This window comes from Pelomonas cellulosilytica, assembly GCF_021353265.1.
Lineage (GTDB): Bacteria > Pseudomonadota > Gammaproteobacteria > Burkholderiales > Burkholderiaceae_C > Pelomonas > Pelomonas cellulosilytica.
The window spans coordinates 517,577-541,969 of sequence record NZ_JAJTWU010000001.1 but is presented as its reverse complement, the minus strand read 5'-3'; the positions used below and the strand labels follow the sequence as shown (position 1 = coordinate 541,969).

Annotated in this window: 23 protein-coding genes; 15 read left to right on the top strand and 8 right to left on the bottom strand. The window is 68.3% G+C overall.

Translation table 11 applies throughout. The annotated features are described in order from the left end of the window. Positions 1–15: 15 nt before the first annotated feature. Complete coding sequence (gene ppa / locus LXT13_RS02265; RefSeq protein ID WP_233369982.1) at positions 16–555, bottom strand: inorganic diphosphatase; 540 nt, start codon at positions 553–555, stop codon at positions 16–18. 154 nt (positions 556–709) lie between these two features. On the opposite strand from ppa, the gene LXT13_RS02260 reads away from it, so the two are divergent. Continuing rightward, entirely contained in the window at positions 710–2,878 is a 2,169-nt protein-coding gene (locus LXT13_RS02260; RefSeq protein ID WP_233369981.1) for a sodium-translocating pyrophosphatase, read from the top strand. 74 nt (positions 2,879–2,952) lie between these two features. Further along, positions 2,953–3,804: a J domain-containing protein gene (locus tag LXT13_RS02255; protein ID WP_233369980.1), complete on the top strand. Its 852-nt coding sequence runs from the start codon at positions 2,953–2,955 to the stop codon at positions 3,802–3,804. A 33-nt stretch (positions 3,805–3,837) separates the two neighbouring features. Here the strand turns inward: LXT13_RS02255 and LXT13_RS02250 are convergent, their stop codons facing one another. The 3 genes from LXT13_RS02250 to LXT13_RS02240 are packed head-to-tail and all read right to left on the bottom strand — an operon-like array spanning position 3,838 to position 7,609. Further along, positions 3,838–4,287: a hypothetical protein gene (locus tag LXT13_RS02250; RefSeq protein WP_233369979.1), complete on the bottom strand. Its 450-nt coding sequence runs from the start codon at positions 4,285–4,287 to the stop codon at positions 3,838–3,840. A 39-nt stretch (positions 4,288–4,326) separates the two neighbouring features. Next, positions 4,327–7,041 (bottom strand): serine/threonine-protein kinase, encoded by a 2,715-nt coding sequence (locus tag LXT13_RS02245; protein ID WP_233369978.1) that lies wholly within the window; start codon positions 7,039–7,041, stop codon positions 4,327–4,329. A gap of 10 nt (positions 7,042–7,051) precedes the next feature. Further along, a complete protein-coding gene (locus LXT13_RS02240) occupies positions 7,052–7,609 on the bottom strand; it encodes an ECF-type sigma factor (protein WP_233369977.1) in 558 nt (185 codons plus the stop codon). A gap of 242 nt (positions 7,610–7,851) precedes the next feature. On the opposite strand from LXT13_RS02240, the gene LXT13_RS02235 reads away from it, so the two are divergent. Continuing rightward, the gene (locus LXT13_RS02235) at positions 7,852–8,343 is read left to right on the top strand and encodes a diguanylate cyclase domain-containing protein (RefSeq protein WP_233369976.1); all 492 of its coding nucleotides are present in this window, start codon (positions 7,852–7,854) and stop codon (positions 8,341–8,343) included. Positions 8,344–8,428: 85 nt separating this feature from the next. Here LXT13_RS02235 and LXT13_RS02230 read toward each other — a convergent pair whose 3' ends face one another. Beyond that, positions 8,429–10,063: a 3-(methylthio)propionyl-CoA ligase gene (locus LXT13_RS02230; protein WP_304622796.1), complete on the bottom strand. Its 1,635-nt coding sequence runs from the start codon at positions 10,061–10,063 to the stop codon at positions 8,429–8,431. Positions 10,064–10,249: 186 nt separating this feature from the next. On the opposite strand from LXT13_RS02230, the gene msrB reads away from it, so the two are divergent. The 4 genes from msrB to LXT13_RS02210 all read left to right on the top strand — a co-directional run bounded on the left by msrB (position 10,250) and on the right by LXT13_RS02210 (position 12,500). Next, positions 10,250–10,675, top strand: a complete 426-nt coding sequence (gene msrB, locus LXT13_RS02225; RefSeq protein WP_233369975.1) for a peptide-methionine (R)-S-oxide reductase MsrB — start codon at positions 10,250–10,252, stop codon at positions 10,673–10,675. A 58-nt stretch (positions 10,676–10,733) separates the two neighbouring features. Further along, a complete protein-coding gene (locus LXT13_RS02220; RefSeq protein ID WP_233369974.1) occupies positions 10,734–11,366 on the top strand; it encodes a septation protein A in 633 nt (210 codons plus the stop codon). Continuing rightward, the gene (locus LXT13_RS02215) at positions 11,363–11,626 is read left to right on the top strand and encodes a BolA family protein (RefSeq protein ID WP_233369973.1); all 264 of its coding nucleotides are present in this window, start codon (positions 11,363–11,365) and stop codon (positions 11,624–11,626) included. The genes LXT13_RS02220 and LXT13_RS02215 overlap by 4 nt, the downstream gene beginning before the upstream one ends. Before the next feature lie 70 nt (positions 11,627–11,696). Continuing rightward, on the top strand, positions 11,697–12,500 hold the full coding sequence (locus LXT13_RS02210) for a peptidylprolyl isomerase (RefSeq protein WP_233369972.1): 804 nt from the start codon (positions 11,697–11,699) through the stop codon (positions 12,498–12,500). Positions 12,501–12,604: 104 nt separating this feature from the next. Here the strand turns inward: LXT13_RS02210 and LXT13_RS02205 are convergent, their stop codons facing one another. Beyond that, positions 12,605–13,276 carry an ABC transporter ATP-binding protein gene (locus LXT13_RS02205; RefSeq protein ID WP_233369971.1) on the bottom strand — a complete coding sequence of 224 codons (672 nt, stop codon included), beginning with the start codon at positions 13,274–13,276 and terminating at the stop codon, positions 12,605–12,607. On the opposite strand from LXT13_RS02205, the gene LXT13_RS02200 reads away from it, so the two are divergent. After that, positions 13,275–13,919 carry an arylesterase gene (locus LXT13_RS02200; RefSeq protein WP_233369970.1) on the top strand — a complete coding sequence of 215 codons (645 nt, stop codon included), beginning with the start codon at positions 13,275–13,277 and terminating at the stop codon, positions 13,917–13,919. The two genes, LXT13_RS02205 and LXT13_RS02200, sit on opposite strands and share 2 nt — an antisense overlap. 10 nt (positions 13,920–13,929) lie before the next feature. On the opposite strand, the gene LXT13_RS02195 is transcribed toward LXT13_RS02200, so the two are convergent. Together LXT13_RS02195 and def are read right to left on the bottom strand one after the other, a co-directional pair. Then, complete coding sequence (locus tag LXT13_RS02195) at positions 13,930–15,834, bottom strand: DUF6600 domain-containing protein (RefSeq protein WP_233369969.1); 1,905 nt, start codon at positions 15,832–15,834, stop codon at positions 13,930–13,932. A 76-nt stretch (positions 15,835–15,910) separates the two neighbouring features. Further along, positions 15,911–16,447, bottom strand: a complete 537-nt coding sequence (def, locus tag LXT13_RS02190; protein ID WP_233369968.1) for a peptide deformylase — start codon at positions 16,445–16,447, stop codon at positions 15,911–15,913. 65 nt (positions 16,448–16,512) lie between these two features. Between def and LXT13_RS02185 the strand changes: the two genes are divergently transcribed. The 7 genes from LXT13_RS02185 to LXT13_RS02155 all read left to right on the top strand — a co-directional run bounded on the left by LXT13_RS02185 (position 16,513) and on the right by LXT13_RS02155 (position 24,375). Continuing rightward, on the top strand, positions 16,513–17,472 hold the full coding sequence (locus tag LXT13_RS02185) for an MBL fold metallo-hydrolase (protein WP_233369967.1): 960 nt from the start codon (positions 16,513–16,515) through the stop codon (positions 17,470–17,472). A 72-nt stretch (positions 17,473–17,544) separates the two neighbouring features. Beyond that, positions 17,545–17,697, top strand: coding sequence for a hypothetical protein (locus LXT13_RS02180; RefSeq protein WP_233369966.1), 153 nt, complete (start codon positions 17,545–17,547; stop codon positions 17,695–17,697). 721 nt (positions 17,698–18,418) lie between these two features. After that, positions 18,419–20,974 carry a nitrite reductase large subunit NirB gene (gene nirB / locus LXT13_RS02175; protein WP_233369965.1) on the top strand — a complete coding sequence of 852 codons (2,556 nt, stop codon included), beginning with the start codon at positions 18,419–18,421 and terminating at the stop codon, positions 20,972–20,974. Between the two features lie 18 nt (positions 20,975–20,992). Continuing rightward, positions 20,993–21,322, top strand: a complete 330-nt coding sequence (gene nirD / locus LXT13_RS02170) for a nitrite reductase small subunit NirD (RefSeq protein ID WP_233369964.1) — start codon at positions 20,993–20,995, stop codon at positions 21,320–21,322. 12 nt (positions 21,323–21,334) lie between these two features. Continuing rightward, positions 21,335–22,147, top strand: coding sequence for a formate/nitrite transporter family protein (locus tag LXT13_RS02165; RefSeq protein WP_233369963.1), 813 nt, complete (start codon positions 21,335–21,337; stop codon positions 22,145–22,147). Further along, entirely contained in the window at positions 22,147–23,862 is a 1,716-nt protein-coding gene (locus LXT13_RS02160) for a bifunctional protein-serine/threonine kinase/phosphatase (protein ID WP_233369962.1), read from the top strand. The genes LXT13_RS02165 and LXT13_RS02160 overlap by 1 nt, the downstream gene beginning before the upstream one ends. A gap of 36 nt (positions 23,863–23,898) precedes the next feature. Further along, a complete protein-coding gene (locus tag LXT13_RS02155; protein WP_233369961.1) occupies positions 23,899–24,375 on the top strand; it encodes a hypothetical protein in 477 nt (158 codons plus the stop codon). Positions 24,376–24,393: the final 18 nt, after the last annotated feature.

Here is a 24,393-nt window from a genome sequence, read left to right as displayed (position 1 = left end):
AGCGGCGGCGCCTGCTTACTTGGCGAGTTCCTTGGCGTAATTCGCCATGCCTTCGGTGATCTCGCGCTTGGCGGCGTCGGGGCCTTCCCAGCCCTTGACCTTGACCCACTTGTTGGCTTCCAGGTCCTTGTAGTGCTCGAAGAAGTGCTGGATGGCCTTCAGGCGCATCTGGTTCACGTCCTCGATCTTTTCCCAGTGGCTGTACATCGGCAGGATCTTGTTGGTCGGCACAGCCAGCAGCTTGGCGTCGCCGCCGGCTTCGTCGTCCATCATCAGCACGCCCAGCGCGCGGCAGGTCACGACGACGCCGGGCGTCAGCGCGAACGGGGTGATGACCAGCACGTCCACCGGGTCGCCATCGTCGGCGAGCGTCTTGGGGATGTACCCGTAGTTGCACGGGTAGTACATCGGCGTCGTGAGGAAACGATCGACGAACAGCGCGCCGCTCTCCTTGTCGACCTCGTACTTGATGGGGTCGGCATTCATCGGGATCTCGATGATGACGTTGAACTCATCGGGCGCCTTGGCGCCGGGGGACACGTTGTGCAGGCTCATGGTTCGTCGTTTTGAGGGCTAAGGAAAACCCGCATTCTAGTTTTATGGGTAAACGCTGCCCTGACGCCCCAAACCCCGCCCTTAAGCTCCGCCGCGCAGGCCCCCGCAGCCCGTGGCGGCCGAGACGATCACACGCACCAGAGGAGACGCATTCATGTCGACGGAGATGGCGCTGTATTTCGCGCTGGCCTGCGGCCTCGCGGCCGTTCTTTATGGGTTCATCCAGCGCAGCTGGATCCTGAGCCAGGACGCGGGCAATGCCCGCATGCAGGAGATCGCCGCGGCGATCCAACAGGGTGCCGCCGCCTACCTCGGCCGGCAGTACCGCACCATCAGCATCGTGGGCATCGTGCTGGCCATCGCCATTGCCGTCTCGGGCCTTGGCCTGACGACGGCAGTGGGTTTTGTTGTCGGCGCGGTGCTGTCCGGCATCTGCGGCTTCATCGGCATGAACATCTCGGTGCGCGCCAACGTGCGCACCGCGCAGGCGGCGACGAAAGGCATCGGCCCGGCGCTGGACGTCGCCTTCAAGGGCGGCGCCATCACCGGCATGCTCGTCGTGGGCCTGGGCCTGCTGGGTGTCGGCGGCTTCTATCTGGCCATTGGCGGCGGGCATGACAGCGCTGCACTCAAACCCATGCTGGGCCTGGCTTTCGGCTCGTCGCTGATCTCCATCTTCGCGCGGCTGGGCGGCGGCATCTTCACGAAGGGCGCCGATGTCGGCGCCGACCTCGTCGGCAAGGTCGAGGCCGGCATCCCCGAGGACGACCCGCGCAACCCGGCGGTGATTGCCGACAACGTCGGCGACAACGTCGGCGACTGCGCCGGCATGGCGGCCGACCTGTTCGAGACCTACGCCGTCACGCTGATCGCCGCGATGGCGCTGGCCGCGCTGATGATCACGGGCGACGCGGCACTGGCTGGCGTCGTCTACCCGCTGGCGCTCGGCGGCGTGTCCATCATCGCCTCCATCGTCGGCTGCTTCTTCGTCAAGGCCAGCGACGGCATGAAGAACGTGATGCCGGCGCTCTACAAGGGCCTCATCGTGGCCGGCGTGCTGAGCCTCATCGCGTTCTTCTTCGTCACGCGCGCGATGTTCCCCGGCGAGGTGCAGCTGGTGGGCGGCGGCAGCACCAACGCGATGGCACTCTTCGGCGCCTGCGCCGTGGGCCTGGTGCTGACGGCGGCGATGGTGTGGATCACCGAGTACTACACCGGCACGCAGTACGGCCCGGTGCAACACGTGGCCCAGGCGTCCACGACCGGCCACGGCACCAACGTCATCGCCGGCCTAGGCGTGTCGATGAAGTCCACCGCCTGGCCGGTGCTGTTCGTCTGCGCGGCCATCTTCGCGGCCCACCAGCTCGCCGGGCTCTACGGCATCGCCGTTGCGGCCACCAGCATGCTCAGCATGGCCGGCATCGTCGTCGCGTTAGACGCCTACGGCCCCATCACCGACAACGCCGGTGGCATCGCCGAGATGGCCGAGCTGCCCGACAGCGTGCGCGATATCACCGACCCGCTGGATGCCGTGGGCAACACCACCAAGGCCGTCACCAAGGGCTATGCCATCGGCTCGGCGGGCCTGGCGGCCCTCGTGCTGTTTGCCGACTACACGCATGCGCTGGAGTCGCGCGGCATGGACGTGGCCTTCAACCTATCCGACTACAAGGTCATCCTGGGCCTGTTCATCGGCGGCCTCATCCCTTACCTCTTTGCCGCGATGGCGATGGAAGCTGTGGGCCGCGCGGCCGGTGCGGTCGTCGTGGAAGTGCGCAAGCAGTTCGCCGACGGCGCCATCATGGCCGGCCAGCGCAAGCCCGACTACAGCGCCGCTGTGGACATGCTCACGACGGCCGCCATCAAGGAAATGATCGTGCCGTCGCTGCTGCCTGTTGCTGCACCGATCATCGTGGGCCTCGCGCTGGGGCCTGCAGCGCTGGGCGGCCTGCTGATGGGCACCATCGTCACTGGCCTGTTCGTCGGCATCAGCATGTGCACCGGCGGCGGCGCCTGGGACAACGCCAAGAAGCTCATCGAGGAAGGCTTTACCGACGACAAGGGCCAGTTGCACAAGAAAGGCAGCGAGGCTCACAAGGCCGCCGTCACCGGCGACACCGTGGGCGACCCCTACAAGGACACCGCTGGCCCGGCCGTCAACCCGCTGATCAAGATCATCAACATCGTGGCGCTACTCATCGTGCCGCTGCTGCCGATGACCACGAGCAGCCATGCGCCCACGCCCACCCAGGCCGCGGTGAGCACGCCCACAGCCGGCACGCTCCCGGCACCCGCGTCCGCGGCGACGCCCGCCTCTCAGTAAAACCGGGTAAATCCCGCCCAGACGGCCTGTTCGCAGGCCGTTTTGCATGGCCGCGCGCGGCACAATCGCACGCCATGGCAGGCACAGCGATCACGAGGCATGAACTGACGCGGCGACGCGAGCAGCTGCAGGACCTCCGGGGCTACCTTGCCGTCTTGGAGGCCGACCACGATGGCCTGCGCGCCAAGCTGCTAGGCTTCCGGCAGCGTTACCTGGAGGCGCTGGGCCCGCTGATGCGCGAGCTCGACGATCTCGAAGCCCAATTGCACCAGGCCACCGCCCTGCTCTTTGACGCGCTGAAGCGCCAGGGGGTCGACGCGCCGATGCCCAACCGCCCGCCGCCCAAGCCCTGGCCCGACGTGCCCGCCCTGCCCGAGGCCGTGCCGCTGCCGCTCGAGCCCACCGGCCCCACGGCCGACCTGCCGCCCCCCACCCTGAAGACGCTGTACCGCCGCGCCGCTATGCGCTTTCACCCCGACCTTGCGCCTTCGGGCCCGGAGCGCGAGGTGTGCGAGCAGAGGATGATGGCAGTCAACGAGGCCTACGGGCTGGGCGACCGCGCGAAACTGGAAACCCTGCTGCTGGCCGCAGGAGAACTGCCCGAGCGCGTGCTGGGCGGCCCGGCTGACGCGGTGCGGGCCTGGCTGGGCCTGTGCGAACACATGGTGCAGTCCCGCATCCGCATCGTTCAGGCGCAGACGGCGCTGCTGCAAAGCCTGCAGATGCACGAACTGCGCGTGGCCATTGAACGGGCCGAGGCCGGCGGCATGAAGCCGCTGGAAATCATGGCCAACCGCCTGCGCGCCCAGATCGCGGAACGCCGCCAGGAGCTCTACATCGGCGAACGCGTGGGTGGCGATGCGAGGCTGGCGGCTGACTTCTTACGCAAGCGTTATCAGCGGTTGACGGGGTTGGGGCTGGGCTGATCCAAACCCAGCCCAGCGCGGCTGGCGCGTCCGTCAGCACGCGCCGGGAGGCGGCTCGTTGTTCTTCGTCTGCGGGTCAGCGCTTGGGAAGAAGTTCACCATGTCGCCTGAGTCGGTCACTTGCGCAAACAACAGCACCACACCACGAGTGGTGTACAGGTCCGGCCCCCAGGGAATGACCACTTCGTCAATCCACTGGTCGTCAGCAGGTGCTCTGGTGGCCGACAGGTAGTTGTACGGATTCATGGCAGGGTCATTGCCGATCGTCTTGACCGCCGCGCCGACCAGGCGAAGGTTGGCCGTGTCAACCGTCGCTTCCGTGAAGGTGATGGCGAGTGAGCCCTCCTCCCCCTTCGGTGTCTCTGTGGTCAGCGGCGTGTTAGACGGCACGGGCTGGTTCTGTCCATCGACATAGCGGCAATGCGCAAGCCCCCCGGCAAGGCTGGTGACCGTGACGGTATAGGGCGGGACGTAAGTCGGCATGAAAGCTCCCAAGCAAAGGAAAAGTTATCCAGCGCTCCGTCAATCGTTGCGCTGGTGTTCAAGCCAGGCTCTTGCTGCCACCCATTCGGGCTGCCTATTGGCTAAAGGGTCAAGGCACTCTCGCACCTTGAGCCAACGCTGCGTCAGGTCCGCATGCGACTGCATCCAGCCGCCACGGACCCCCAGCAACGCGTCGGCATGTTCACAAGCTGCCTGGCCTGACTGCTTATCGGCTGCAAGTAATTGGGCCTTTAGCAGTTGCAATCGAACTGCTGTGGTGAGGGTCATTAACGAAGCCCCACTACCACGCTTGGCCATCAAATCTGCCAGCCGCTGCTCCGTCTCTGTCAACGTGGCATCTCGCAAACTGCACAGCGCAGGGGCGCAAGGCGCCGCGGCCATCAGCTCCAATAACTTCACACGCGTGGGCAGGGCGTTCTCCAGCGGCGGCTTGCCCGGGCGCAGCTCATCCATCTTCTTCAACAACGCTCCGGCCCGACGCTGCCTCTCGGCCGGCGACAGGTTGGTTGCGACCTCCAACGCATGGGCGTCGATGTCGAGCGCCAAGAAAGCCCAGGCGAGGTTCGACGCATCGCCACTTCGCAGCTGCTCGGCAAGCCCCTTGGCACGGCTAAAAGTCGGCTCAGCATCTACACCTGAAAGCATCTGAGCGGCACCAATGTTGAGCAGGAGGCTGGCCTCGCTATTCAGCCACTCAAGGTCGGCTGGGTGCTGTTGACGTAGCGTCTGCAGCACGGGAATCGCTCGCTCGAACTCCTGAATCGCGCGTGCGTAGCGCCCCGCCTGGTGGAACAGGGTGCCGAGCCAGCTCACCGTGTCGCACCAGTCGCTCTGCAGCGTCGGGTCATCTGGACGCTGACGCAACACAGCGTCCTTCAGTGCCAGAGAATGCCTGAATGCGCGCTCGGCTTCCGTAGAGCGCCCCTGCTGCAGATACACGCTGCCCAGGCTGTTCTCCGCGTAGGAGAGCTCCAACTGGGCATCCAAGTCGCGCGGGTCAGCCTCATTCCACTTGGCGCTCACACTCCGGTAGCGGTTCCAGAATTCCCCAGCTCGCTCCAGTTGTCTCTGGCGATAGAACGCCTCTCCCTGCCAGAAGGCCACCGCCCCCTGCGCCTTGCGCCACGGTGCGACAAGTGCCGGCGCGGGTGGGTTGTCCTGCACAAGCGCCGCTGCCGCGGCCAAGGGCTCTTGCGCTGAATCCAGGTCACGCTTGGAAATGCGCACCTCGCCAATCACGGTCAACGCCTTGGCCCGTTGCAGCCGCTCCATCGGGCTGGCCTGCAGGTCGTCGGCCAGAAAGCTCAGTGCCTTGCTCCCCACGCTGTCCAGCAGCTCCAGTCGGCCGATCGGCCGGAGCTTGTCGGCGAACTCGCCGAGCATGTAGCTCAGCAGGTCCTCCGCCTGCTGCCGGCGAGCCTGTGCCTGCTGCTCCGCCTGGTGCGCCCGCTGCGCCTGCAACACGCTGACGACGGTCAGGCCCATCAGCGCCACGAGGGCCGCGGAGCCGGCCGCGACAGACCACCGATGCCGCCGTACGAACCGCCCCAGCACATAGACCCGGCTGTCCGGCCTCGCCGCAATTGGCTCGTGAGCCAGCCAGCGCTGAAGGTCTTCCGCCAGCGCCTGCGCGTTGGCGTAGCGCTCGGCGGGCGACTTCTTCAGCGCCTTGGCGACGATGGTGTCCAGGTCGCCACGCAGCAACCGGGACTGACGGGCGATGGCTTTGTCGTCCTGGCGAGCGGCAGCGTCGGACAAGCGCTTGGGCACGTGCTCCACGACGGCCTTCAGCCGGTCCAGCTGGGTCTGCGTGTCGTCGGCCGTGGGGTGACGGCCACCCAGCAGAACGTAGAGCAACACGCCCAGCGCGTAGACGTCGGTCGCTGTCGTCACGTCGGCCTGCTGCACCTGCTCCGGCGCGGCGAACTGGGGCGTGAAGGCGCTGCCAGCGCGTTGCGTCAGCTCGGTGGCGGCGGCGCCTTCGAGCGCCTGCGCGGCGTCGTCCAGCAGCTTGGCGATGCCGAAGTCCAGCAGCTTCACGTCGCCGTCGCGCGTGACGAGGATATTGCTGGGCTTGAGGTCGCGGTGCAGGATCAACCGCGCATGGGCGTGGGCCACGGCGGCCAGCACGTCCAGGAACAGCCGCACGCGGGCCTCGACACCCAGTTGTCGCTCGCGGCAGTAGGCGTCGATCGGCTGGCCGTCGACATACTCCAGAACCAGGTAGGGCCGGTCGCCCTGGTGCACGCCAGCGTCCAGCAACCGGGCGATGTGCGGGTGGGACAGCCGGGCGAGGATCTCGCCCTCGCGCGCGAAACGACCCGCGTCGCCACGGCCCAGCAGCCCCGCCATCAGAAACTTGACGGCCACGTGGCCGCTGAAGCGGCCGTCTGCCCGGCGAGCGAGCCAGACGCTGCCCATGCCGCCCTGGCCCAGGGGGCGCTCCAGCACGTAGGCGCCGATCTGCTGACCGGCGAGGTCCGGCACTTCGACAGGCTCGCCCGGCAGGGAGGCCAGCGCGTCGCCAAGCTGGGCGACGGCCGGCGCGCTGAGGAAGCCCTGGTCCTCCAGGTCTTGCGCGCGGGTGAGCATGCGCTGCAGCTGCTCGGCGGTGTCGGGGTCGTCGGCCCGCAGCCGGGCCAGGCGCTCGTCGCGCGCGGCGTCGTCCAGGTCCAGCAGCTCGTCCAGCAGGGGGCTCAGTGCCAGCCAGCGGTGCTTGTTGAGAGCATCCATCGCCGCAGGTCTAGGCCCCGAGGCTCATGGACAGGAAGAGCCGCGCCTTCTGCCAGTCGCGCTGCACGGTGCGCTCGGTGATGTTGAGCGCGGCGGCGATCTCCTGCTCGCGCAGGCCGGCAAAGTAGCGCATCTCCACGACCTGGGCCAGCCGGGGCTCCAACTGGGCCAGCTCGTCCAGCGCCTCGTGCACACGCAGGATGTCGGTGTCGCCGTCGGGTAGTTGGTCGGCCAGCGCGGTGTCCAGCGTCAGGTGTTGCTGGCCGCCGCCGCGGCGCTCGGCCTGGCGAGCGCGCACCAAGTCCACGACGACCGAACGCATCGCCTGGGCAGCATAGGCCAGAAAGTGGCGCCTGTCGGGAAAACCCACCCCATCCGCCGCGCCAGCCAGACGCAGCCATGCCTCGTGGACGAGGGCGGTGGTATCCAGCAGCGTCATGTCCCCCGCCTGACGCACATGGCGGCGCGCCATGCGTTGCAGGTCGGCGTACAGCTGCGCCACGACCTGGTCGGCGGCGGCGCGATCGCCCCCCTGGGCGGCCTGCAGCAGTTGGGTGATGTCTTGCACGGGCCGGACTCTAACGTCTGGGCGATGACGACAAGCCCATCGGGCCCGCCGCCGGCCGCCTGGCGAAACTTTTTTTGATGGTCGATGTCGGGTTCTGTCGGCGGGCGGCGTTTTATCCAAGTGAGGGTCCATTGCGACGCAGGCCAGGGAGGCCGGCGCAGCCGCGCTGCCAGGCAATCGGCCCTCACCCCGACATTGACCTGGGCGACACGCCCGCCACCGCCGCTGCCGGAGTGCCTGAAATGCCGCTTGCTCATCTGCCCACGAACGACGCGCCCGACCACGGGCGTGGCTGTGCGGTCGAGCAGCTGCCGCGGATGGACTCGCTGGCCGTCTTCGGCATGCGGGTGTCGCGTCATTTCGCGCAATGCCGGCGGGCCAGTGGCCGGCTGGCGCTGCTGTGGGTGGAAGTAACGCCCGTGGAGGACGGCGAGACGGTGAACACCGACGGCCTCGTCCACATGGCCGGCCAGCGCCTGCGCAACCGGGTGCGTGGCACCGACGACGTGGTGCAGGTCGGCGCCCAGGGCTTTGCCGTGCTGCTGATGGCTGCTGGCTCGTCGGAGGCCGAAATCGTCGAACGCCGGCTGCTGCACACCCTGGAGGGCGCCTACGGTGTGGATGGCCAGTTGCTGCATGCCCGGGTGCGCATGGGCGCGGCGGTATTCCCCGACCACGGGCGCAGCGGCGCTGAACTGGCCGAAGCCGCACGGCGCCGGCTGCACGCCGATTGATCGCACGCCGGCCGAGCCCGCTGCGCAGGTCCCTGCGCTCCCGGTTCGCGCGCATGCCTGACGCCGCTTCGGCGGCTCGCTAAGCCTAGGTGTCGCTGCGCAGTTGCTCGCGCAAGCGCAACTTGTGCAGCTTGCCGGTGGCCGTGTGCGGCAGTTCGGCAACGAAGACCACGTCGTCCGGTATCTGCCATTTCGCGATGCGGCCCTCGTAGAAGGCCAGCAGCTCGTCGCGGGTCACGGCGGCGCCGGGCTTCTTCACGACGACGAGCAGCGGACGCTCGTCCCACTTGGGGTGGTGCGCCGCGATGACGGCGGCCTCCTGCACACCCGGGTGAGCCATCGCGATGTTCTCGAGCTCGATGGAGCTGATCCACTCGCCGCCGGACTTGATGACGTCCTTGCTGCGGTCGGTAATCTGCATGAAGCCGTCGGCGTCGATGGTGGCGACATCGCCGGTCGGGAACCAGCCGGGCTCGCCATCGACGCTGACCAACGGCGAGTCGTCCTGGCCGAAGTACCGACCGATGACCCAGTGCCCGCGGACGACCAGGTTGCCGGCGCTGCGTCCGTCGCACGGCAGCGAGCGGCCATCGTCGTCGATGACGGCCATGTCCACGCCGTAAATGACGCGGCCCTGCTTTTCCAGCAGCCGCTGCTGTTGCTCCGGCGGCAGGGACTGCTGTCGCGTCGTCAACTTGGACAGCGTACCCAGCGGCGACAGCTCCGTCATGCCCCAGGCGTGGATGACCTCCACGCCGTAGTCCTGCTGCAGCGAGGCCATCATCGCCGGCGGGCAGGCCGAGCCTCCGATGACTGTGCGCTTGAAGCTCGAGAACTTCAGTCCGTGGGCATTGACGTGGTTCAGCAGCCCCAGCCACACCGTGGGCACACCCGCACTGAAGGTGACCTGCTCGGCCTCGAACAGCTCGTAGAGGCTCTTGCCGTCGAGGTGCGGCCCTGGCATCACGAGCTTGCAGCCCACCAGCGCGGCCGCGTACGGCAGCCCCCAGGCGTTGACGTGGAACATCGGCACCACCGGCAAGACCACGTCGCGGCTGGCGCAGGCCATCGCGTCGGGCAGCGCGGCGGCATAGGCGTGCAATACCGTCGAGCGGTGGCTATAGAGGGCGCCCTTGGGGTGGCCCGTCGTGCCGGAGGTGTAGCAGAGGCTGGATGCGGTGTTCTCGTCGAACGTGGGCCAGGCGTAGCCGCCATCCTCGGGTGCGAGCAGGTCGTCGAAGCACAGCAGGCCGGGCAGGCTGCTGACCGCCGGCATGTGGGCCCGCGAGGTCATCACGACGAAATACTGCACGGTGGTCAGCATCGGGGCGATCTTCTCGACGAGCGGCAGGAAGGTCGTGTCGAAGCACAGCACGCGGTCCGCTGCGTCGTTGACGATCCACGCAACCTGTTCGGGAAACAGCCGCGGGTTGATCGTGTGGCACACCAGGCCGGAGCCGGACGTGCCGTAATAGATCTCCAGATGGCGATGCCCGTTCCAGGCCAGCGTGCCGACGCGGTCGCCCGGCACGCAGCCCAGCCGGGCGAAGGCCTGCGCGGCCTGCCGAGAGCGCCGCGCCACCTCGCGCCAGTTGCTGCGGTGCAGGTCGCCCTCGACCCGCTTGCTGACAATCTCCGTCTCGCCCGCATGCCGCTCGGCATGCCGGAGCAAGGACGAGATCAGCAGCGGCTCCAGCATCATTCGTCCGTGCAATGGCATGGTGGTCTCCGGGCGGTCTTGTCGGGGCAGTCTAGCGACGCGGACACGCCGGTTGCAGGCAGCTCGCCCGGGGAAACACCCAGACCGGCGAAGGCTGGAGGCCGCTCACTAAACTGAGCCTCACCTTGAAAGGTCTGGCCGGCTCAGCCGACCCAACCTGAGTCTTCCCTTCTTGATGCCAGCCCCATGAGCCACGACCCCAGCAAGCCCTATCCCGTGCAGAAGTCCGACGCCGAGTGGCGCGAGCAGCTCGACCCGATGCAGTACCAGGTGGCCCGCCACGCGGCAACCGAGCGCGCCTTCACCGGTAAGTACTGGGACCACTTCCAGCCCGGCCACTACAACTGCGTCGGCTGCGGCACGCCGCTGTTCGAGGCAGACACCAAGTTCGACGCTGGCTGCGGCTGGCCCAGCTATTGGGCGCCGGTCAACAGCGAGGTCATCGAGCGCGTCGTCGACCGCAGCCACGGCATGGTGCGTGTGGAGGTACGCTGCAACCACTGCGGCTCGCACCTGGGCCACGTCTTCCCCGATGGCCCGCAGCCCACGGGCGAGCGCTTCTGCATCAATTCGGCCGCCATCGATTTCGTCGGAGACAATTCCGCGAAGTAACCCACGTGCCCGTCGCCCCGCGCCCACCGGATGCCGGGGCGCACGGCGCACCGCCGACATGAAGCTCCTGCTCGATTTCCTGCCGCTGATCCTGTTCTTCGGCTCCTACCAGTACGGCAAGAACCACGCTGCCTGGGCCGCCGCGTTCACGACGGAGCATTTCGGCTTCATGGTGTCAGGCGGCACCGTCGGCACCGAGGAAGGCCCGGTCATGCTGGCCACGCTGGTGGTCATGGCTGCCACGCTGGCCCAGGTCGTCATCCTGAAGCTGCTGCGCCGCAAGGTCGACCTGATGCTGTGGATCAGCCTGGTGCTCGTCGTCTCACTCGGCGCGCTGACCGTCTGGTTCCACAACAAGACCTTCATCATGTGGAAGCCCACGGGCGTCTACTGGGCGATGGCTCTCGCGCTGTGGGGCTCGCAGGCCTTCCTACGCAAAAACCTGATCCAGGCCATGCTGGGCAGCGAGCTGGCCCTGCCCGCTTCCGTGTGGACCGCGCTGAACCGTGCGTGGATCGTCTTCTTCAGCTGCATGGGCGTGCTGAACCTGCTGGTGGCCTACAACTTCTCCGAGGCGACGTGGGTCGGCTTCAAGGCCTACGGCTCGACGGCGCTGCTGGTGGTGTTCACGCTCGCGCAGGGGTTCTACATGGGCAAGTTCATGCCGGACGACTCGGGGCCCAAGTCATGAGCCTCGCCTCCGAGATCGAGACCCGGCTGCGCGCCGAACTGGCGCCGATCGCGCTCGCCGTGCGCGACGACAGTGCCGATCACGCGGGCCATGCCGGCGCGCGCGAAGGCGGGCACTTTCATGTGGCTGTCCGCAGCGACCGCTTTACGGGGCTGCAAAGACTGGCCCGCCATCGGCTCGTTTATCATTGTTTGTCTGACCTGATGCAGCGCGGAATCCACGCTCTGGCCATCGACGCCCGCGCTCCCGGAGAGCCCTGAGCAGGTCGGCGTCCCCCACGCGCCCCGCAACCGGGCGCGTTTCTTCAAGACAGATCACATCCCCCCATCCATGAAGAAGTTTGCGCTCGCCGCCGTCGTCGCGGCCACCATCTCGGCGCTCGTGCCGGCTGCCGCAACGGCGCAGAACATCGCCACCGTCAATGGCAAGCCCGTGCCCAAGGCCCGTGTGGAATCGCTGATCCAGCAGGTCACCAAGAGCGGCCAGCAGCAGCGCTCGCCGGAACTGGAAGCCCAGGTCAAGGACGTCGTCGTGCGTAACGAGATCTTCGTGCAGGCTGCCGAGAAGGCCGGCATCCCGCAGACCGCCGACTTCAAGACGCAGATGGAATTCGGCCGGCAGAACCTGCTGATCCGCGGCCTGATGGAAGACTTCCGCGCCAAGAACCCGGTGTCCGACGCCGAGGCCCAGGCCGAGTACGACAAGTTCAAGGCCGCCAACACCGGCAACGAATACCGCGCCCGCCACATCCTCGTGGAGAAGGAAGAAGACGCCAAGGCGCTGATCGCCCAGATCAAGGCTGGCGCCAGCTTCGAGGAACTGGCCAAGAAGAACTCCAAGGACACCGGCTCCGCCCAGAACGGTGGCGACCTGGACTTCGCCAACCCGAACAACTTCGTCCCCGAGTTCAGCAAGGCCATGACCGCGCTGCAGAAGGGTGAAATGACGCAGGAGCCGGTGAAGAGCCAGTTCGGCTATCACATCATCAAGCTCGAAGACATCCGCCCGGCCACGTTCCCGGCCTTCGACGATGTGAAGGCGCAGATCAAGCAGCGCATCGAGCAGCAGAAGATGGCCGACTTCCAGCAAAGCCTGATCGAAAAGGCCAAGACGGATTACAAGTTCGCCAAGTAATCGCCGCGCTGCGACGAAGTCACAACGACGAGCCCGCCCTTCCGGCGGGCTTTTTCGTTTCCGGCCCGGATGTTTCGCGGGCGGGCCGGCCCCGCGAAATCCGGCTACACAGCCAGCCGGCCGGCTTCGATGCGCAGCTGACGCTCGCAGCGCGCGGCGATCTCGCGGTCATGCGTGACGAGCACCAGCGTCGTACCGGCCTCGCGGTTGAGCTCGAACATCAACTCCATCACGGCGGCGCCGGTCGCGAAGTCGAGGCTGCCGGTCGGCTCGTCGGCCAGCAACAGCGCAGGCCGCTGTACGAAGGCACGCGCGAGCGCCACGCGCTGCTGCTCCCCCCCCGACAGCACGCGCGGGTAGTGGCCCAGCCGTTCGGCCAGCCCCACTCGCGCCAGCATGGCGGCGGCCTGCTCGCGGGCCTCGCGCTCGCCACGCAGCTCCAGCGGCAGCATGACGTTCTCCAGCGCCGTCAGGTTGGGCAGCAGCTGGAAGCTCTGGAACACGAAGCCCAGTTCGCGCGCCCGCACTGCCGCGCGAGCGTCCTCGTCCAGTGTGAAGAGATCCTCGCCGCGCAGCCTGACGGTGCCATCGCTGGGCACGTCCAGGCCCGCGAGGATGGCCAGCAAGGTGCTCTTGCCCGAGCCCGAGGCGCCGACGATGGCGACCGATTCCCGCGCGGTCAGCTCGAAACTGATGTCATGCAGAATGGTCAGCTCCCCGGTGGCGTCTCGGACGCGCTTGGTGATCTGATCAACTTGAACAAGGGCTTCGGGCATGTCGGGACTGCAGCGGCGGAAGGTGTTGGCGCACTGTAGCCTGGGGGTGCTGGCCGGCTGGTCGTCAGGGGCGTTCGCGGCCGCCGGGACGCCGGTCATCCTCGTCGTCGGCGACAGCCTGTCAGCCGAGTACGGCCTGAAAGCCGGAGACGGCTGGGTGGCGCTGCTGCAGGCACGCCTGGCCGCGCAGAAGAAGCCGCACCGCGTCGTCAACGCCAGCATCAGCGGCGACACGACCGCCGGCGGCCGCAGCCGTCTGCCGGCCGCGTTGCGCATGCACAAGCCGGCCATTGTCATCCTGGAGCTGGGGGGCAACGACGCACTGCGCGGCCTGCCGCTGGCCAGCACGCGCGACAACCTGATGGCGATGGCCCGAGCAGCCCAGGAGGCTGGCGCCAAGATCATCGTCGTCGGCATGCAGGTGCCGCCCAACTACGGAGCTCGCTATGCGAGCGACTTCGAGGGCGTCTTCAGCGCCGTGGCCCAGGACGCCCGGGCGACGCTGGTGCCCTTCCTACTCAAGGGCGTGGCCGACCGGCCGGACGCGATGGACTGGTTCCAGCCCGACCGCATCCACCCGCTGGCCAAGGCCCATCCTCAGATGCTGGACAACGTCTGGCCGGCGCTGAAACCGCTGCTCTGACTGGCGTTACTCAACGATCGTCATGACGCAGGCGCGGGTCCCGCGTGGGGCCGTCCTGCTTGCCACCACGAGGCCCACCATCGTTGCCTGCACGTTGGGGTGGCTGCGGCTGCGGCTGCGGCGCCGGTGCCTGCACGCGCGGCGGCTCGGGCATCGCCGCCGGGCGGGTCGGCATCTCCACGCGGCGAGGCTGCTCCATCACCGCCGGCGGGCGCTGCTCGGGCATGGGCATCGCGCGCGGCGGCTCGGTCTGCGGCATGACGGCCTGAGGCGGGCGGCGGGGTTCGTCGCGGCGCTCCTCCCGGCGGTCGTCCCGACGCTCATCTCGGCGATCGTCACGCGGCGACGGCTGCGCGCGCCACGGCACGTTGTCGCCACCGCGCGGCGGCTCAAAGGCCGGCCGCTGCGGCTGAGGTTGGGGCTGAGGCACGAGCGCCGGTTGGGCCGGCAGCGGCTGGGCCATTTCCGGCGGGCGCGGCGTGTCGCGGCGCGCGGGGAACTGGCTGTCGCTGCGCCAGCCCGAGCCCGGCTCGCGATCCCGCTCGCGCGGCCGCGGCGCATCGACCTCACGGGGCCGAGTCGGCGCCGTCGGCAGCACCGCCCCCAGCTCGCCGCGGCCAGGTGCGACGGGCAGCGGGCGCACCCAGGGCTCGGCCTTGTGGTCGGGGCCGCGCACGGGCAAAGCCTGGATGGGCGCGCCGGGGGAAGGCAGCGTGCTCACGGCTGACGGCAAATCGCGGTAGCGGTGCGGGCGCTGCACCGTCACCGGGTCGCGCAGGTCACGCGGGTCGTTGACGCGGTGCTCGTAGCGCGGCGAATGGCGGTAGGCCGGCACATAAACCTCGCGCGGCGCGAGCGGATACCAGCCGAAGCGCGGCGGTGGCGGGCGGTTGCCGATGGTGACGCTGACGCTCACCGAGCCGCCGCCCACCCAGCCCACCAGCGCCGGCGCATAGACGGGCCGGTGCACATAGGCCCCCGGCGCCCAGCACCAGCGGCCCCGCCAGCTGACCCAGCGGCCATAGTGGAAGGGCGCGAAGCCCCACGGCGCATCGTCCACCCAGGTCCACCCCCACAGACGCGACCAGGCCCAGTGACCGTAGCGGTACGGCGCCCAGTCGGCGGCGATGACGGTGGTCGGGATCCACACCGTGCCGTAGTCGGGCGCCGTCTCCCAGCGGCCATAACGGTCCAGGTCCTCTGCGCCCGTCATCTCGGGTGACACGTAGCGCGCGACGGGCCGGTCGGCCTCATCACGGCTGGCGGCCAGCACCCAGTCGCCGAAGCCGTCGCTGTACAGCGGGCCGCGTTCGGCGCGCGGGCCATCGGGCCACCAGAACTCCACCTGCTCGCCCGTGCCCAGCACCACCGGCGCCGCCGCGCGCGCCCACTCGAAGCGCAACCGCCCCTGAAATACATAGGCCTTGCTGCCGCGGTCCAGTTGTTCAACGCGGTAGAGCCCCTCGCGCTCCGGCTGCGCCGTGCCTTCACGGGTGCGCAGCCGCGTCTCGGCGGCGTTCTCGGCGCTGCGCAGCCGCACGGCAACGTCGCCGCGGTCGATCTGCAGCAGCGTCTGGCCCTCGTCGAGCTGACTGAACTCGAGGTCGCTGCGCTCGTCGACCCAGATGGTCGTGGAGCCCACGCGCAGGCTCATGCGCCCGCGCTCGTCGGTGCGCAATCGGTCGCCCTCGCCCACCGTCTGGTTGCGCGCGACCCGCACCCACTCGCGTGTTTCGTGGTCAAACAGCCAGGCATCACCGATGACGTCGACGACCCGCGCAGCGCGTGTCGGTGGGTCGCGGTCGGCGTCCTGTGCCTTGGCTGCGGGCACGAGGGACACGAGCAGCGCCATCGCCAGGATGCGCCAGCGGCTGCGGGTCAGGACGAGCCTGGTTGCGTTGGACGGTGTGGTCATGAGCCCCTGCTCCTTTGCGTCATACGGCAACGGGCGGGAGCGGCCCGCGGTGCACCGCGCTTACAAGTTTTGCAAGTCAATCGTCGGCCGCCGGGTCCAGCTCGGGGAACAGCACCGACGTGTAGCCGAAACGGGTGAAGTCGCGCACGCGCATCGGGTAGAGGATGCCGTCGAGGTGGTCGCACTCGTGCTGCACGACGCGCGCGTGGAAGCCGTCGGCAATGCGATCGATGGGCTGGCCGTCGGCATCGAAGCCGATGTAGCGGATGCGCTCGTCGCGCTCGACGACGCCACGCAGGCCGGGAACCGACAGGCAGCCTTCCCAGCCCTCGGTGCGACCGCCGTCGAGCACCTCGATGACCGGGTTGATCAGCACGGTCGGCGGCACAGGCGGCGCGTCGGGATAACGCACGTTCTTCGTGTAGCCGAAGATCACCAGTCGCAGGTCGACGCCGATCTGCGGCGCGGCCAGGCCGGCGCCGCTGGCGGCGGCCATCGTCTCGAACATGTCGGCGATCAGGGCCTTAAGCGCCGGCGTGCCGAACTCGGTGACGGGCTGCGCGACACGCAACAGCCTCGGGTCGCCCATCTTCAGGATCTCGTGAACCGGCACCGCATTTCTCCCTGGGACAATCGTGACGGGTGATTCTAGAAAGCCACCTGCAGCTGCCCTCCTCCATGCCTGATTTCATCGACGACCTCGGCCACGGCCTCTACGCCATCGACACCGGTTTCCAGCGCCCGCGCTTCGACGCGGCCTACCTGATGATCGAGGACGGCCGCGCCGCCTTCATCGACACCGGCACCAACCATGCCGTACCGCGGCTGCTGGCGGCACTGGACACGCTGGGCGTGGCGCGCAACGCGGTGGACTGGGTCATCCCGACGCATGTGCACCTGGACCATGCCGGCGGCGTGGGCCTGCTGATGGAGGCGCTGCCCAACGCCCGCGCGCTCGTCCACCCGCGCGGCCTGCGCCACATGGTGGACCCGAAGGCGCTGTGGCTCAGCGCGCTGACGGTCTACGGCGACGCCGAGATGCAGCGCAGCTACGGCAAGCTGGTGCCTGTGCCGGCCGAACGCGCCGAGGCCAGCCACGATGACCAGGTCATCCACCTCGCCGGCCGGCCGCTGCGGCTCATCGACACGCCGGGCCACGCCCGCCACCACCATGCGATCTGGGACGAGGCCAGCCGCAGTTGGTTCACGGGCGACACCTTCGGCCTGTCCTACCGCGTGTTCGATGTGGACGGCCGCGCGTGGATCCTGCCCACCAGCACGCCGGTGCAGTTCGACCCCGACGCGCTGAAGGCCACCGTCGCGCGGCTGCTGGCCGCCGAGCCGGTGGCGATGCAGGTCACGCATTACGGCCGCATCGGCGGCTCGGTGGACGAGGTGCGCCGCCTAGCCGCGCTGATGCTCGACGAGGTGGACGACATGGTGGCGCTGGCTCGGCAGCTGCGCGATGCGCCGGACCGGCATGAACGCCTGAAGGCCGGCCTGCTGGACGGCTACCTGGCGCGACTGCGCGTCCACGGCCATCCGGCGGACGCCGACGCGGCTGACTGGCTGGCAATGGATGCGGAGCTGAACGCACAAGGCCTGGAGGTCTGGCTGGACCGGGCGCCGGCAGCATGAAGCTGCTGCTCGTCGACGACCACCGCCTGCTCGCCGAGGCGCTCGCCGGGCTCATCGAGGCGCGCTTTCCGGGTGCTGCAGGCCGCGAGCCTCGCCCAGGCGCTGGCGCGCCTGGACGGCAGCACGCGCCTCGCGCTGCTGGACCTGGGTCCGCCCGACGCCAGCGGGCCGTCCGCCACGCCGAGCGTGTCTCTGGCGAGCTCCCCATTGAGCCAGACCCGGTGATGCAGCGGGAACCGCGCCGACCAAAGCAGCCACGGACCAGCCTCGGCGCCGGCCGATGGCAGCGTCAGCGTCATGCGATAGCGGCCCGTCCCCGGCCGGGGGCATGCCACGCGCGCCCCAGTCGTCGGGCAAGGCCTGCGGGACCCAGCCAGCCTGGGCCTGCTACTCGGCGTGGTCGATGCGCTGCACCTGCAGCAGCGCCTGCGCCTGCACGGGCGATGAACTGAGCACAGCCCAAGCGGCCCCCCGCAGAGCCAGCCGAAGCCACAGGCTCGCAAGCCGGCGGTGTCACAGACATCGGGCGTGGGGGACAGGCTTGGGGCAGTAATTCGGGCAATGGCGGAACGGCCAGCGCGATGTAGACGCGCAGCAGCGCGCCGGGCTTCGGCCAGTTGGCCGAATGGAGGGGGCGAGCCTCAGTCTGGCCCGCCGGCAGGGCAAACCGCCTTGCGACGGTGCATCACGGCGCACCAGCTCAGTGCCTGCGATCAGCGTCCAGCGGCCGCCCCGCAGGAGCGCCGCTGAGGACGCAGCCAGGCATGCGTCTTGCAACAACGGGTACGCAGGGCTGACCAACAGCCCTCCGATTTCTCGCCAATGGCGGCGACTCCCATTGACCGGCCCCGACCGAACCTGCAGAGGTTCCCGGGGCCTTCTTACTGGTGTCTCCGCCCAGGGCCAAGGCTCATGGGATGAGGCGCCTGCAGCGCAGGAAGCGACCATGCACATCGTCCTCATCGGCCACGGAATGGTGGGCCAGAAGTTCCTCGAATCTCTCGCCGAAGGGCCTGCCGCAACGAGCGTGCAGGTGACGGTACTGTGCGAGGAGCCGCGCCCGGCGTACGACCGCGTCCACCTGTCGGAGTTCTTCTCGGGCAAGACGGCCGAGGACTTGTCGCTGGTGCCACCGGGCTTCTTCGAGAAGCACCCGGCGTTCAGGCTGCGCCTGGCCGCCAAAGCCGTGGCTATCGAGCGCCGCGACCACACCGTGACGCTGGCCGACGGCGAGGTCGTGCACTACGACAAGCTGGTGCTGGCGACCGGCTCCTACCCCTTCATGCCGTCGGTTCCGGGCCGCGACCGCACGCACTGCCACGTCTACCGCACTATCGAGGACCTCGAAGGCATGCAGGCCAGCGGCAAGGTCAGCAAGAGCGGCGTCGTCATCGGCGGCGGCCTCTTGGGGCTGGAATGCGCCAAGGCGCTGCGCGACATGGGCCTGCAGACGCATGTCGTGGAGTTCGCGCCGCGGCTGATGGCCGTGCAGATCGACGACACCGGCGGCCGCGTGCTGCGCGAGAAGATCGAGGCGCTGGGAGTGACCGTGCACACCGGCCGCAACACGGTGGAGATCACCGACGGCGCGATGGCCCGCCACCGCCTCGTGTTCGCCGACGGCAGCTGGCTGGAGACCGACATGCTGGTGTTCTCCGCCGGCATCCGCCCGCGTGACGAGCTGGCCCGGCAATGCGTGCTGGCCATAGGCCCGCGCGGCGGCGCTGTCATCGACGATCACTGCCGCACCAGCGACCGCAACGTCTACGCGATTGGCGAGGTGGCGAGCTGGAACGAGCAGACCTTCGGCCTCGTCGCCCCCGGCTACGAGATGGCCCGCGTGGCGGCACGACACATCGCCGGCGATGCGGCAGCCACGTTCCCTGGCGCGGACCTCTCCACCAAGCTCAAGCTGATGGGCGTGGACGTGGCCAGCATCGGCGACGCGCACGGCAAGACGCCCAAGTGCCGCAGCTACCAGTACGTGGACGAGCGCAAGCAGGTCTACAAGAAGATCGTCGTCAGCGACGACGGCAAGAAGCTGCTCGGCGCGGTGCTGGTGGGCGACGCGAGCGAGTACGGCACCTTGCTGCAGCTCGCGCTCAATGGCATCGCGCTGCCGGCCGAGCCGGAGTTCCTGATCCTGCCGAGCAGCGACGGCAAGCAGGTCGGCATCGGCCCGGATGCGCTGCCCGACACGGCGCAGCTGTGCTCGTGCAACAACGTGACCAAGGGCCAGGTCTGCGCGGCGGTGGGCGATGGCTGCACGACCATCGGCGAGATCAAGGCCTGCACGAAGGCCGGCGCCACCTGCGGCGGCTGCGTGCCGCTGGTCACGCAGGTCATGAAACTGGAGATGGCCAAGCGCGGCATGGCCGTCAACAACCATCTCTGCGAGCACTTCCCGCACTCGCGCCAGGAGCTGTACCACCTGATCCGCGTTGGCGGCATCAAGACCTTCAGCGAGCTGCTGGCCCGGCACGGCACGGGCCTGGGCTGCGACATCTGCAAGCCGGCAGCAGCCAGCATCTTCGCGTCGTGCTGGAACGACTTCGTGCTGAAGCCCGAGCTGGCGCCGCTGCAGGACAGCAACGACTACTACCTCGGCAACATCCAGAAGGACGGCAGCTACTCCGTCGTCCCGCGCATGCCGGGGGGCGAGGTCACGCCCGACGGCCTCATCGCCGTCGGCCAGATCGCAAAGAAGTACGGCCTCTACACGAAGATCACCGGCGGCGCCCGCGTCGACATGTTCGGCGCCCGCGTCGAGCAGCTGCCGCTGATCTGGGAGGAGCTGATCGCCGCCGGCTTCGAGAGCGGCCATGCCTACGGCAAATCGCTACGCACGGTGAAGAGCTGCGTGGGCAGCACATGGTGCCGTTATGGCGTGGACGATTCGGTGGGCCTGGCCGTCGAGATCGAGAACCGCTACAAAGGCCTGCGCGCGCCGCACAAGATCAAGTTCGGCGTGTCGGGCTGCACCCGCGAATGCGCCGAGGCGCAGGGCAAAGACGTCGGCATCATCGCCACCGACAAGGGCTGGAACCTCTACGTCTGCGGCAATGGCGGCATGAAGCCGCGCCATGCCGAGCTGATCGCCAGCGACCTCAGCAAGGAGCGGCTGATCCAGCTCATCGACCGCTTTCTGATGTTCTATGTGCGCACGGCCGACCGGCTTCAACGCACCAGCACCTGGCGCGACAACCTGGAAGGCGGGCTCGACTACCTGAAGGACGTCATCGTCAACGACTCGCTTAACCTCGGCAGCGAGCTGGAGGCGCAGATGCAGGCGGTCGTCGACAGCTACCAGTGCGAATGGAAGACGGCCGTCGAGACGCCCGCGGTGCGCCAGCGCTTCCGCTCCTTCGTCAACAGCGAGCAGCCGGACGAGCGCATCGTCTTTGTCGCCGAGCGCGGTCAGATCCGTCCGGCGCGGCCCGAAGAGCGCGCAGAAGCCGCTGCCGAACAGACCGCCGAGGCCAGTGCCGAAGCGACCGCCTGACCCGCCTGGAGCCACATGATGAACTTCACTCCCGTCTGCCGCGTCGACGACATCCTGCCCGACACCGGCGTGGCCGCCCGCGTGGGCGGCCGCCACGTAGCCGTGTTCCGCATCGGCGCCGACCGCTTCCACGCCATCGACAACATCGACCCACGCTCCGGCGCCAGCGTGCTGGCTCGCGGCCTGGTGGGCAACCTCGGCGACCGCGTCGTCGTCGCGTCGCCGCTCTACAAGAACCACTTCGACCTCACGACCGGCGAGTGCCTGGAGGCGCCCGAGCAGTCTGTCTACGCGCATGCCGTCCGCGTCGAAAACGGCCATGTCCTCGTCGCCCTGAACCACTGCTGAAGGAAATCCACCATGGCCTATGTCGTCCCCACCGAGTTCGTCACCAAGATGGTCGACGCGGGTGAATCCAAGCTGCTGATGTCCACCCGCGACACCTTGATCCGCGCCTACATGGCGGGTGCCATCCTGGCGCTGGCCGCGGCGTTCGCGGTGTCCGTCAGCGTCAACACCGGCAACCCGCTGATCGGCGCGTTGCTGTTCCCGGTCGGCTTCATCCTGCTGTACCTGATGGGCTTCGACCTGCTGACCGGTGTGTTCACGCTGGTGCCGCTGGCTGTGCTGGACAAGCGCCCCGGCGCGACCTGGGCCGGCGTGCTGCGCAACTGGACGCTGGTGTTCTTCGGCAACTTCGCCGGCGCGCTGACCGTCGCCGTCTTCATGGCCATCATCTTCACGTTCGGCTTCAGCGAGGCGCCCAATGCCATCGGCCAGAAGATCGGCCACATCGGCGAAGGCCGCACGGTGGGCTACGCGGCCCACGGCGCGGCCGGCATGCTGACACTCTTCATCCGCGGCGTGCTTTGCAACTGGATGGTGTCCACCGGCGTCGTCGCGGCCATGATGTCCACGTCCGTCTCGGGCAAGGCCATCGGCATGTGGATGCCCATCATGGTGTTTTTCTACATGGGCTTCGAGCACAGCATCGTCAACATGTTCCTGTTCCCGTCGGGCCTGATGCTGGGCGGCCAGTTCACGCTGATGGACTACCTGATCTGGAACGAGATTCCCACGGTGGTCGGCAACCTCGTGGGCGGACTCACATTCGTGGGCTTGTCGCTGTACTCGACCCACTACAAGACAGCCCCCAAGCGAGTGCTGGGCTGATGCTCAAGCTGTCGGTCGGCCAGCACTCGGAGGCCGGCCACAAGACGCTGAACCAGGATTTCCACGGCGTCGCGCAGCCCACCGAGGCCCAGGCCCGCTCGCGCGGCATCGCGCTGGCGATTGCCGACGGCATCAGCAGCAGCATCGTCAGCCAGGTGGCCAGCGCGGCGGCGGTGCGCGGCTTCCTGGAGGACTACTACGGCACGTCCGAATCATGGACGGTGCGCCGCGCCGCGCAGTGCGTGCTGGCCGCCACCAACGGCTGGCTCTACGCGCAAAGCCAACGCGGCGACGGCCGCTTCGACAAGGACCGCGGGCACGTCTGCACGTTCAGCGCCCTCGTCTTCAAGGGCCGCGAGGTGCACCTGCTGCACGTCGGCGACACACGCGTCTACCGCGTGCATGCCAACGCGCTGGAGCAGCTGAGCCAGGACCACCGCGTGCGCCAGGACGGCCAGACCTACCTTGGCCGGGCGTTGGGCATCAGCCCGCACCTGGACGTGGACCACAGCTGCTGGGCCGCCGACGTGGGCGAGACCTACCTGCTTGCAACCGACGGCGCCTACGAACGCCTGGACGCAGCGCTCGTGCAGGCGACGCTCGCCGCGCACGCCAACGACCTGCAAGCGGCGGCCGAGGCACTGGTGACCGCAGCGCTGGTGCGCGGCAGCGAGGACAACGCAACGGTCATGCTGGCGCGCATCGAGTCGCTGCCCGACGCTCTCACCTCACCGCTGAGCCGCGACGGCCTGAAGCTGCCGCCGCGCCTGGTGCCGCGGCAGTCCTTCGAGGGCTACCGCGTCGTGCGCGAGCTGCAGCAGACGGCACGCAGCCAGGTCGTGCTGGCCGTCGATGCCCAGGGCCGCGAATGGGCCCTGAAGCTGCCCACAGCGGAGCTGGCCGGCGACCCCCGCGAGCTGGACCGTTTCGCCACCGAGGAGTGGGTTGCCCGGCGCGTGGACAGTCCGCATGTCATCAAGGCGGCACAGGCCGAAGCTCGGCGCGAGCACTTGTTCACTGCTGTCGAGTTCATCCACGGCCAGACACTGGCGCAATGGATGGTGGACCATCCGCGACCCGCGCTGGACGAGGTGCGCGGCATCGCCGAACAGATCGGCCGTGGTCTGCAGGCGTTGCACCGAAAGGAGATGCTGCACCAGGACCTGCGGCCCGAGAACCTCATCATCGATCGTCAGGGCACGGTGATCCTCATCGACCTCGCATCCGCCCATGTCGCGGGCTTGAGCGAGGCCCAAGGCGACGCCCGCCCCCTGGCGCTCGCCGGCACGCTGCAATACACCGCTCCCGAGTACTTCACTGGCGACGGCGGCTCGCCGCTCAGCGAACTGTTCTCACTCGCCGTGCTCGTCTACCAGATGCTCACCGGCGCCCTGCCCTACGGCCTGCAGGTGCCGCAGGTGCGCGGCGAGCGCGATCTGCACAAGCTGCAGTACGTGCCGCTGCGCACGCACCGGCCCGACCTGCCGGAGTGGCTGGACCGCGTGCTCAGAAAGGCGCTGCGACCGCAGCCGCCGCGGCGGCAGCAGGCGCTGTCGGAGTTCGTGCATGACCTGCACGCGCCGGGGCCGGAGTTCTTGAAGCGGGACCGCACGCCGCTGCAGCAGCGGCATCCGCTGCTGTTCTGGCGGGGGCTGACGGTGGTGTTCGGCCTGGCGACGGTGGTGTTGCTGGGGCTGCGGGTCAGCGGACAATGAACCGCAACCCCACTCTCGCTAGTCGACACCAGACCCATGCTGTCGAATCAAAGATCCAAGCATTGCATCTCGCTCGCGGTCCTCGTGGTCGGCATTGCCCACACCGACGCAATGTCGCAGACGGTTCGCACAGACGGGGTCTATCGAAGCGAAGTGCAGAGGAACGAGAACGCCACGGACTACATCAGCATTCTCCGGTTTGCACCGGATGGCCGCGTGTTTCTGATGCAGGCTGCGATGCCTGCCAGGCAGGAGCGCGTGTGCGAGCGGTTCAGGCCGGAACTGGCGCAGCCCCACTGGGCAAAAGGAGCGACATACAGAATGGAAGGGAATCGCCTCTCTTTCCAGACCTCGTCACCCAGCGCAACCACGTCGTTCGACGGCACCGTGGCCTCTGACACATTGCAATTGAAGCTGGTGGTCCCCACGCGGCAGAACCTGTCGTACGACCTGACGTTCAAGTTCGCGCCCTGCGCTGATCAAAAGCCTGCAGAGCAAGCAGGGCGAGAGTGAATGGAGACCCATTTCCTC

What these genes read in the sequence shown, in the direction of transcription:
- LXT13_RS02220 (WP_233369974.1), top strand. Translation starts at nt 10,734, where the DNA reads ATGAAGCTCCTGCTCGATTTCCTGCCGCTGATCCTGTTCTTCGGCTCC.
- LXT13_RS02205 (WP_233369971.1), bottom strand. Translation starts at nt 13,276, where the DNA reads ATGCCCGAAGCCCTTGTTCAAGTTGATCAGATCACCAAGCGCGTCCGA.
- LXT13_RS02195 (WP_233369969.1), bottom strand. Translation starts at nt 15,834, where the DNA reads ATGACCACACCGTCCAACGCAACCAGGCTCGTCCTGACCCGCAGCCGC.
- nirB (WP_233369965.1), top strand. Translation starts at nt 18,419, where the DNA reads ATGCACATCGTCCTCATCGGCCACGGAATGGTGGGCCAGAAGTTCCTC.
- LXT13_RS02200 (WP_233369970.1), top strand. Translation starts at nt 13,275, where the DNA reads ATGTCGGGACTGCAGCGGCGGAAGGTGTTGGCGCACTGTAGCCTGGGG.
- nirD (WP_233369964.1), top strand. Translation starts at nt 20,993, where the DNA reads ATGAACTTCACTCCCGTCTGCCGCGTCGACGACATCCTGCCCGACACC.
- LXT13_RS02250 (WP_233369979.1), bottom strand. Translation starts at nt 4,287, where the DNA reads ATGCCGACTTACGTCCCGCCCTATACCGTCACGGTCACCAGCCTTGCC.
- LXT13_RS02215 (WP_233369973.1), top strand. Translation starts at nt 11,363, where the DNA reads ATGAGCCTCGCCTCCGAGATCGAGACCCGGCTGCGCGCCGAACTGGCG.
- LXT13_RS02245 (WP_233369978.1), bottom strand. Translation starts at nt 7,041, where the DNA reads ATGGATGCTCTCAACAAGCACCGCTGGCTGGCACTGAGCCCCCTGCTG.
- LXT13_RS02160 (WP_233369962.1), top strand. Translation starts at nt 22,147, where the DNA reads ATGCTCAAGCTGTCGGTCGGCCAGCACTCGGAGGCCGGCCACAAGACG.
- ppa (WP_233369982.1), bottom strand. Translation starts at nt 555, where the DNA reads ATGAGCCTGCACAACGTGTCCCCCGGCGCCAAGGCGCCCGATGAGTTC.
- LXT13_RS02165 (WP_233369963.1), top strand. Translation starts at nt 21,335, where the DNA reads ATGGCCTATGTCGTCCCCACCGAGTTCGTCACCAAGATGGTCGACGCG.
- LXT13_RS02255 (WP_233369980.1), top strand. Translation starts at nt 2,953, where the DNA reads ATGGCAGGCACAGCGATCACGAGGCATGAACTGACGCGGCGACGCGAG.
- LXT13_RS02235 (WP_233369976.1), top strand. Translation starts at nt 7,852, where the DNA reads ATGCCGCTTGCTCATCTGCCCACGAACGACGCGCCCGACCACGGGCGT.
- LXT13_RS02185 (WP_233369967.1), top strand. Translation starts at nt 16,513, where the DNA reads ATGCCTGATTTCATCGACGACCTCGGCCACGGCCTCTACGCCATCGAC.
- LXT13_RS02210 (WP_233369972.1), top strand. Translation starts at nt 11,697, where the DNA reads ATGAAGAAGTTTGCGCTCGCCGCCGTCGTCGCGGCCACCATCTCGGCG.
- LXT13_RS02155 (WP_233369961.1), top strand. Translation starts at nt 23,899, where the DNA reads ATGCTGTCGAATCAAAGATCCAAGCATTGCATCTCGCTCGCGGTCCTC.
- LXT13_RS02260 (WP_233369981.1), top strand. Translation starts at nt 710, where the DNA reads ATGTCGACGGAGATGGCGCTGTATTTCGCGCTGGCCTGCGGCCTCGCG.
- msrB (WP_233369975.1), top strand. Translation starts at nt 10,250, where the DNA reads ATGAGCCACGACCCCAGCAAGCCCTATCCCGTGCAGAAGTCCGACGCC.
- LXT13_RS02230 (WP_304622796.1), bottom strand. Translation starts at nt 10,063, where the DNA reads ATGCCATTGCACGGACGAATGATGCTGGAGCCGCTGCTGATCTCGTCC.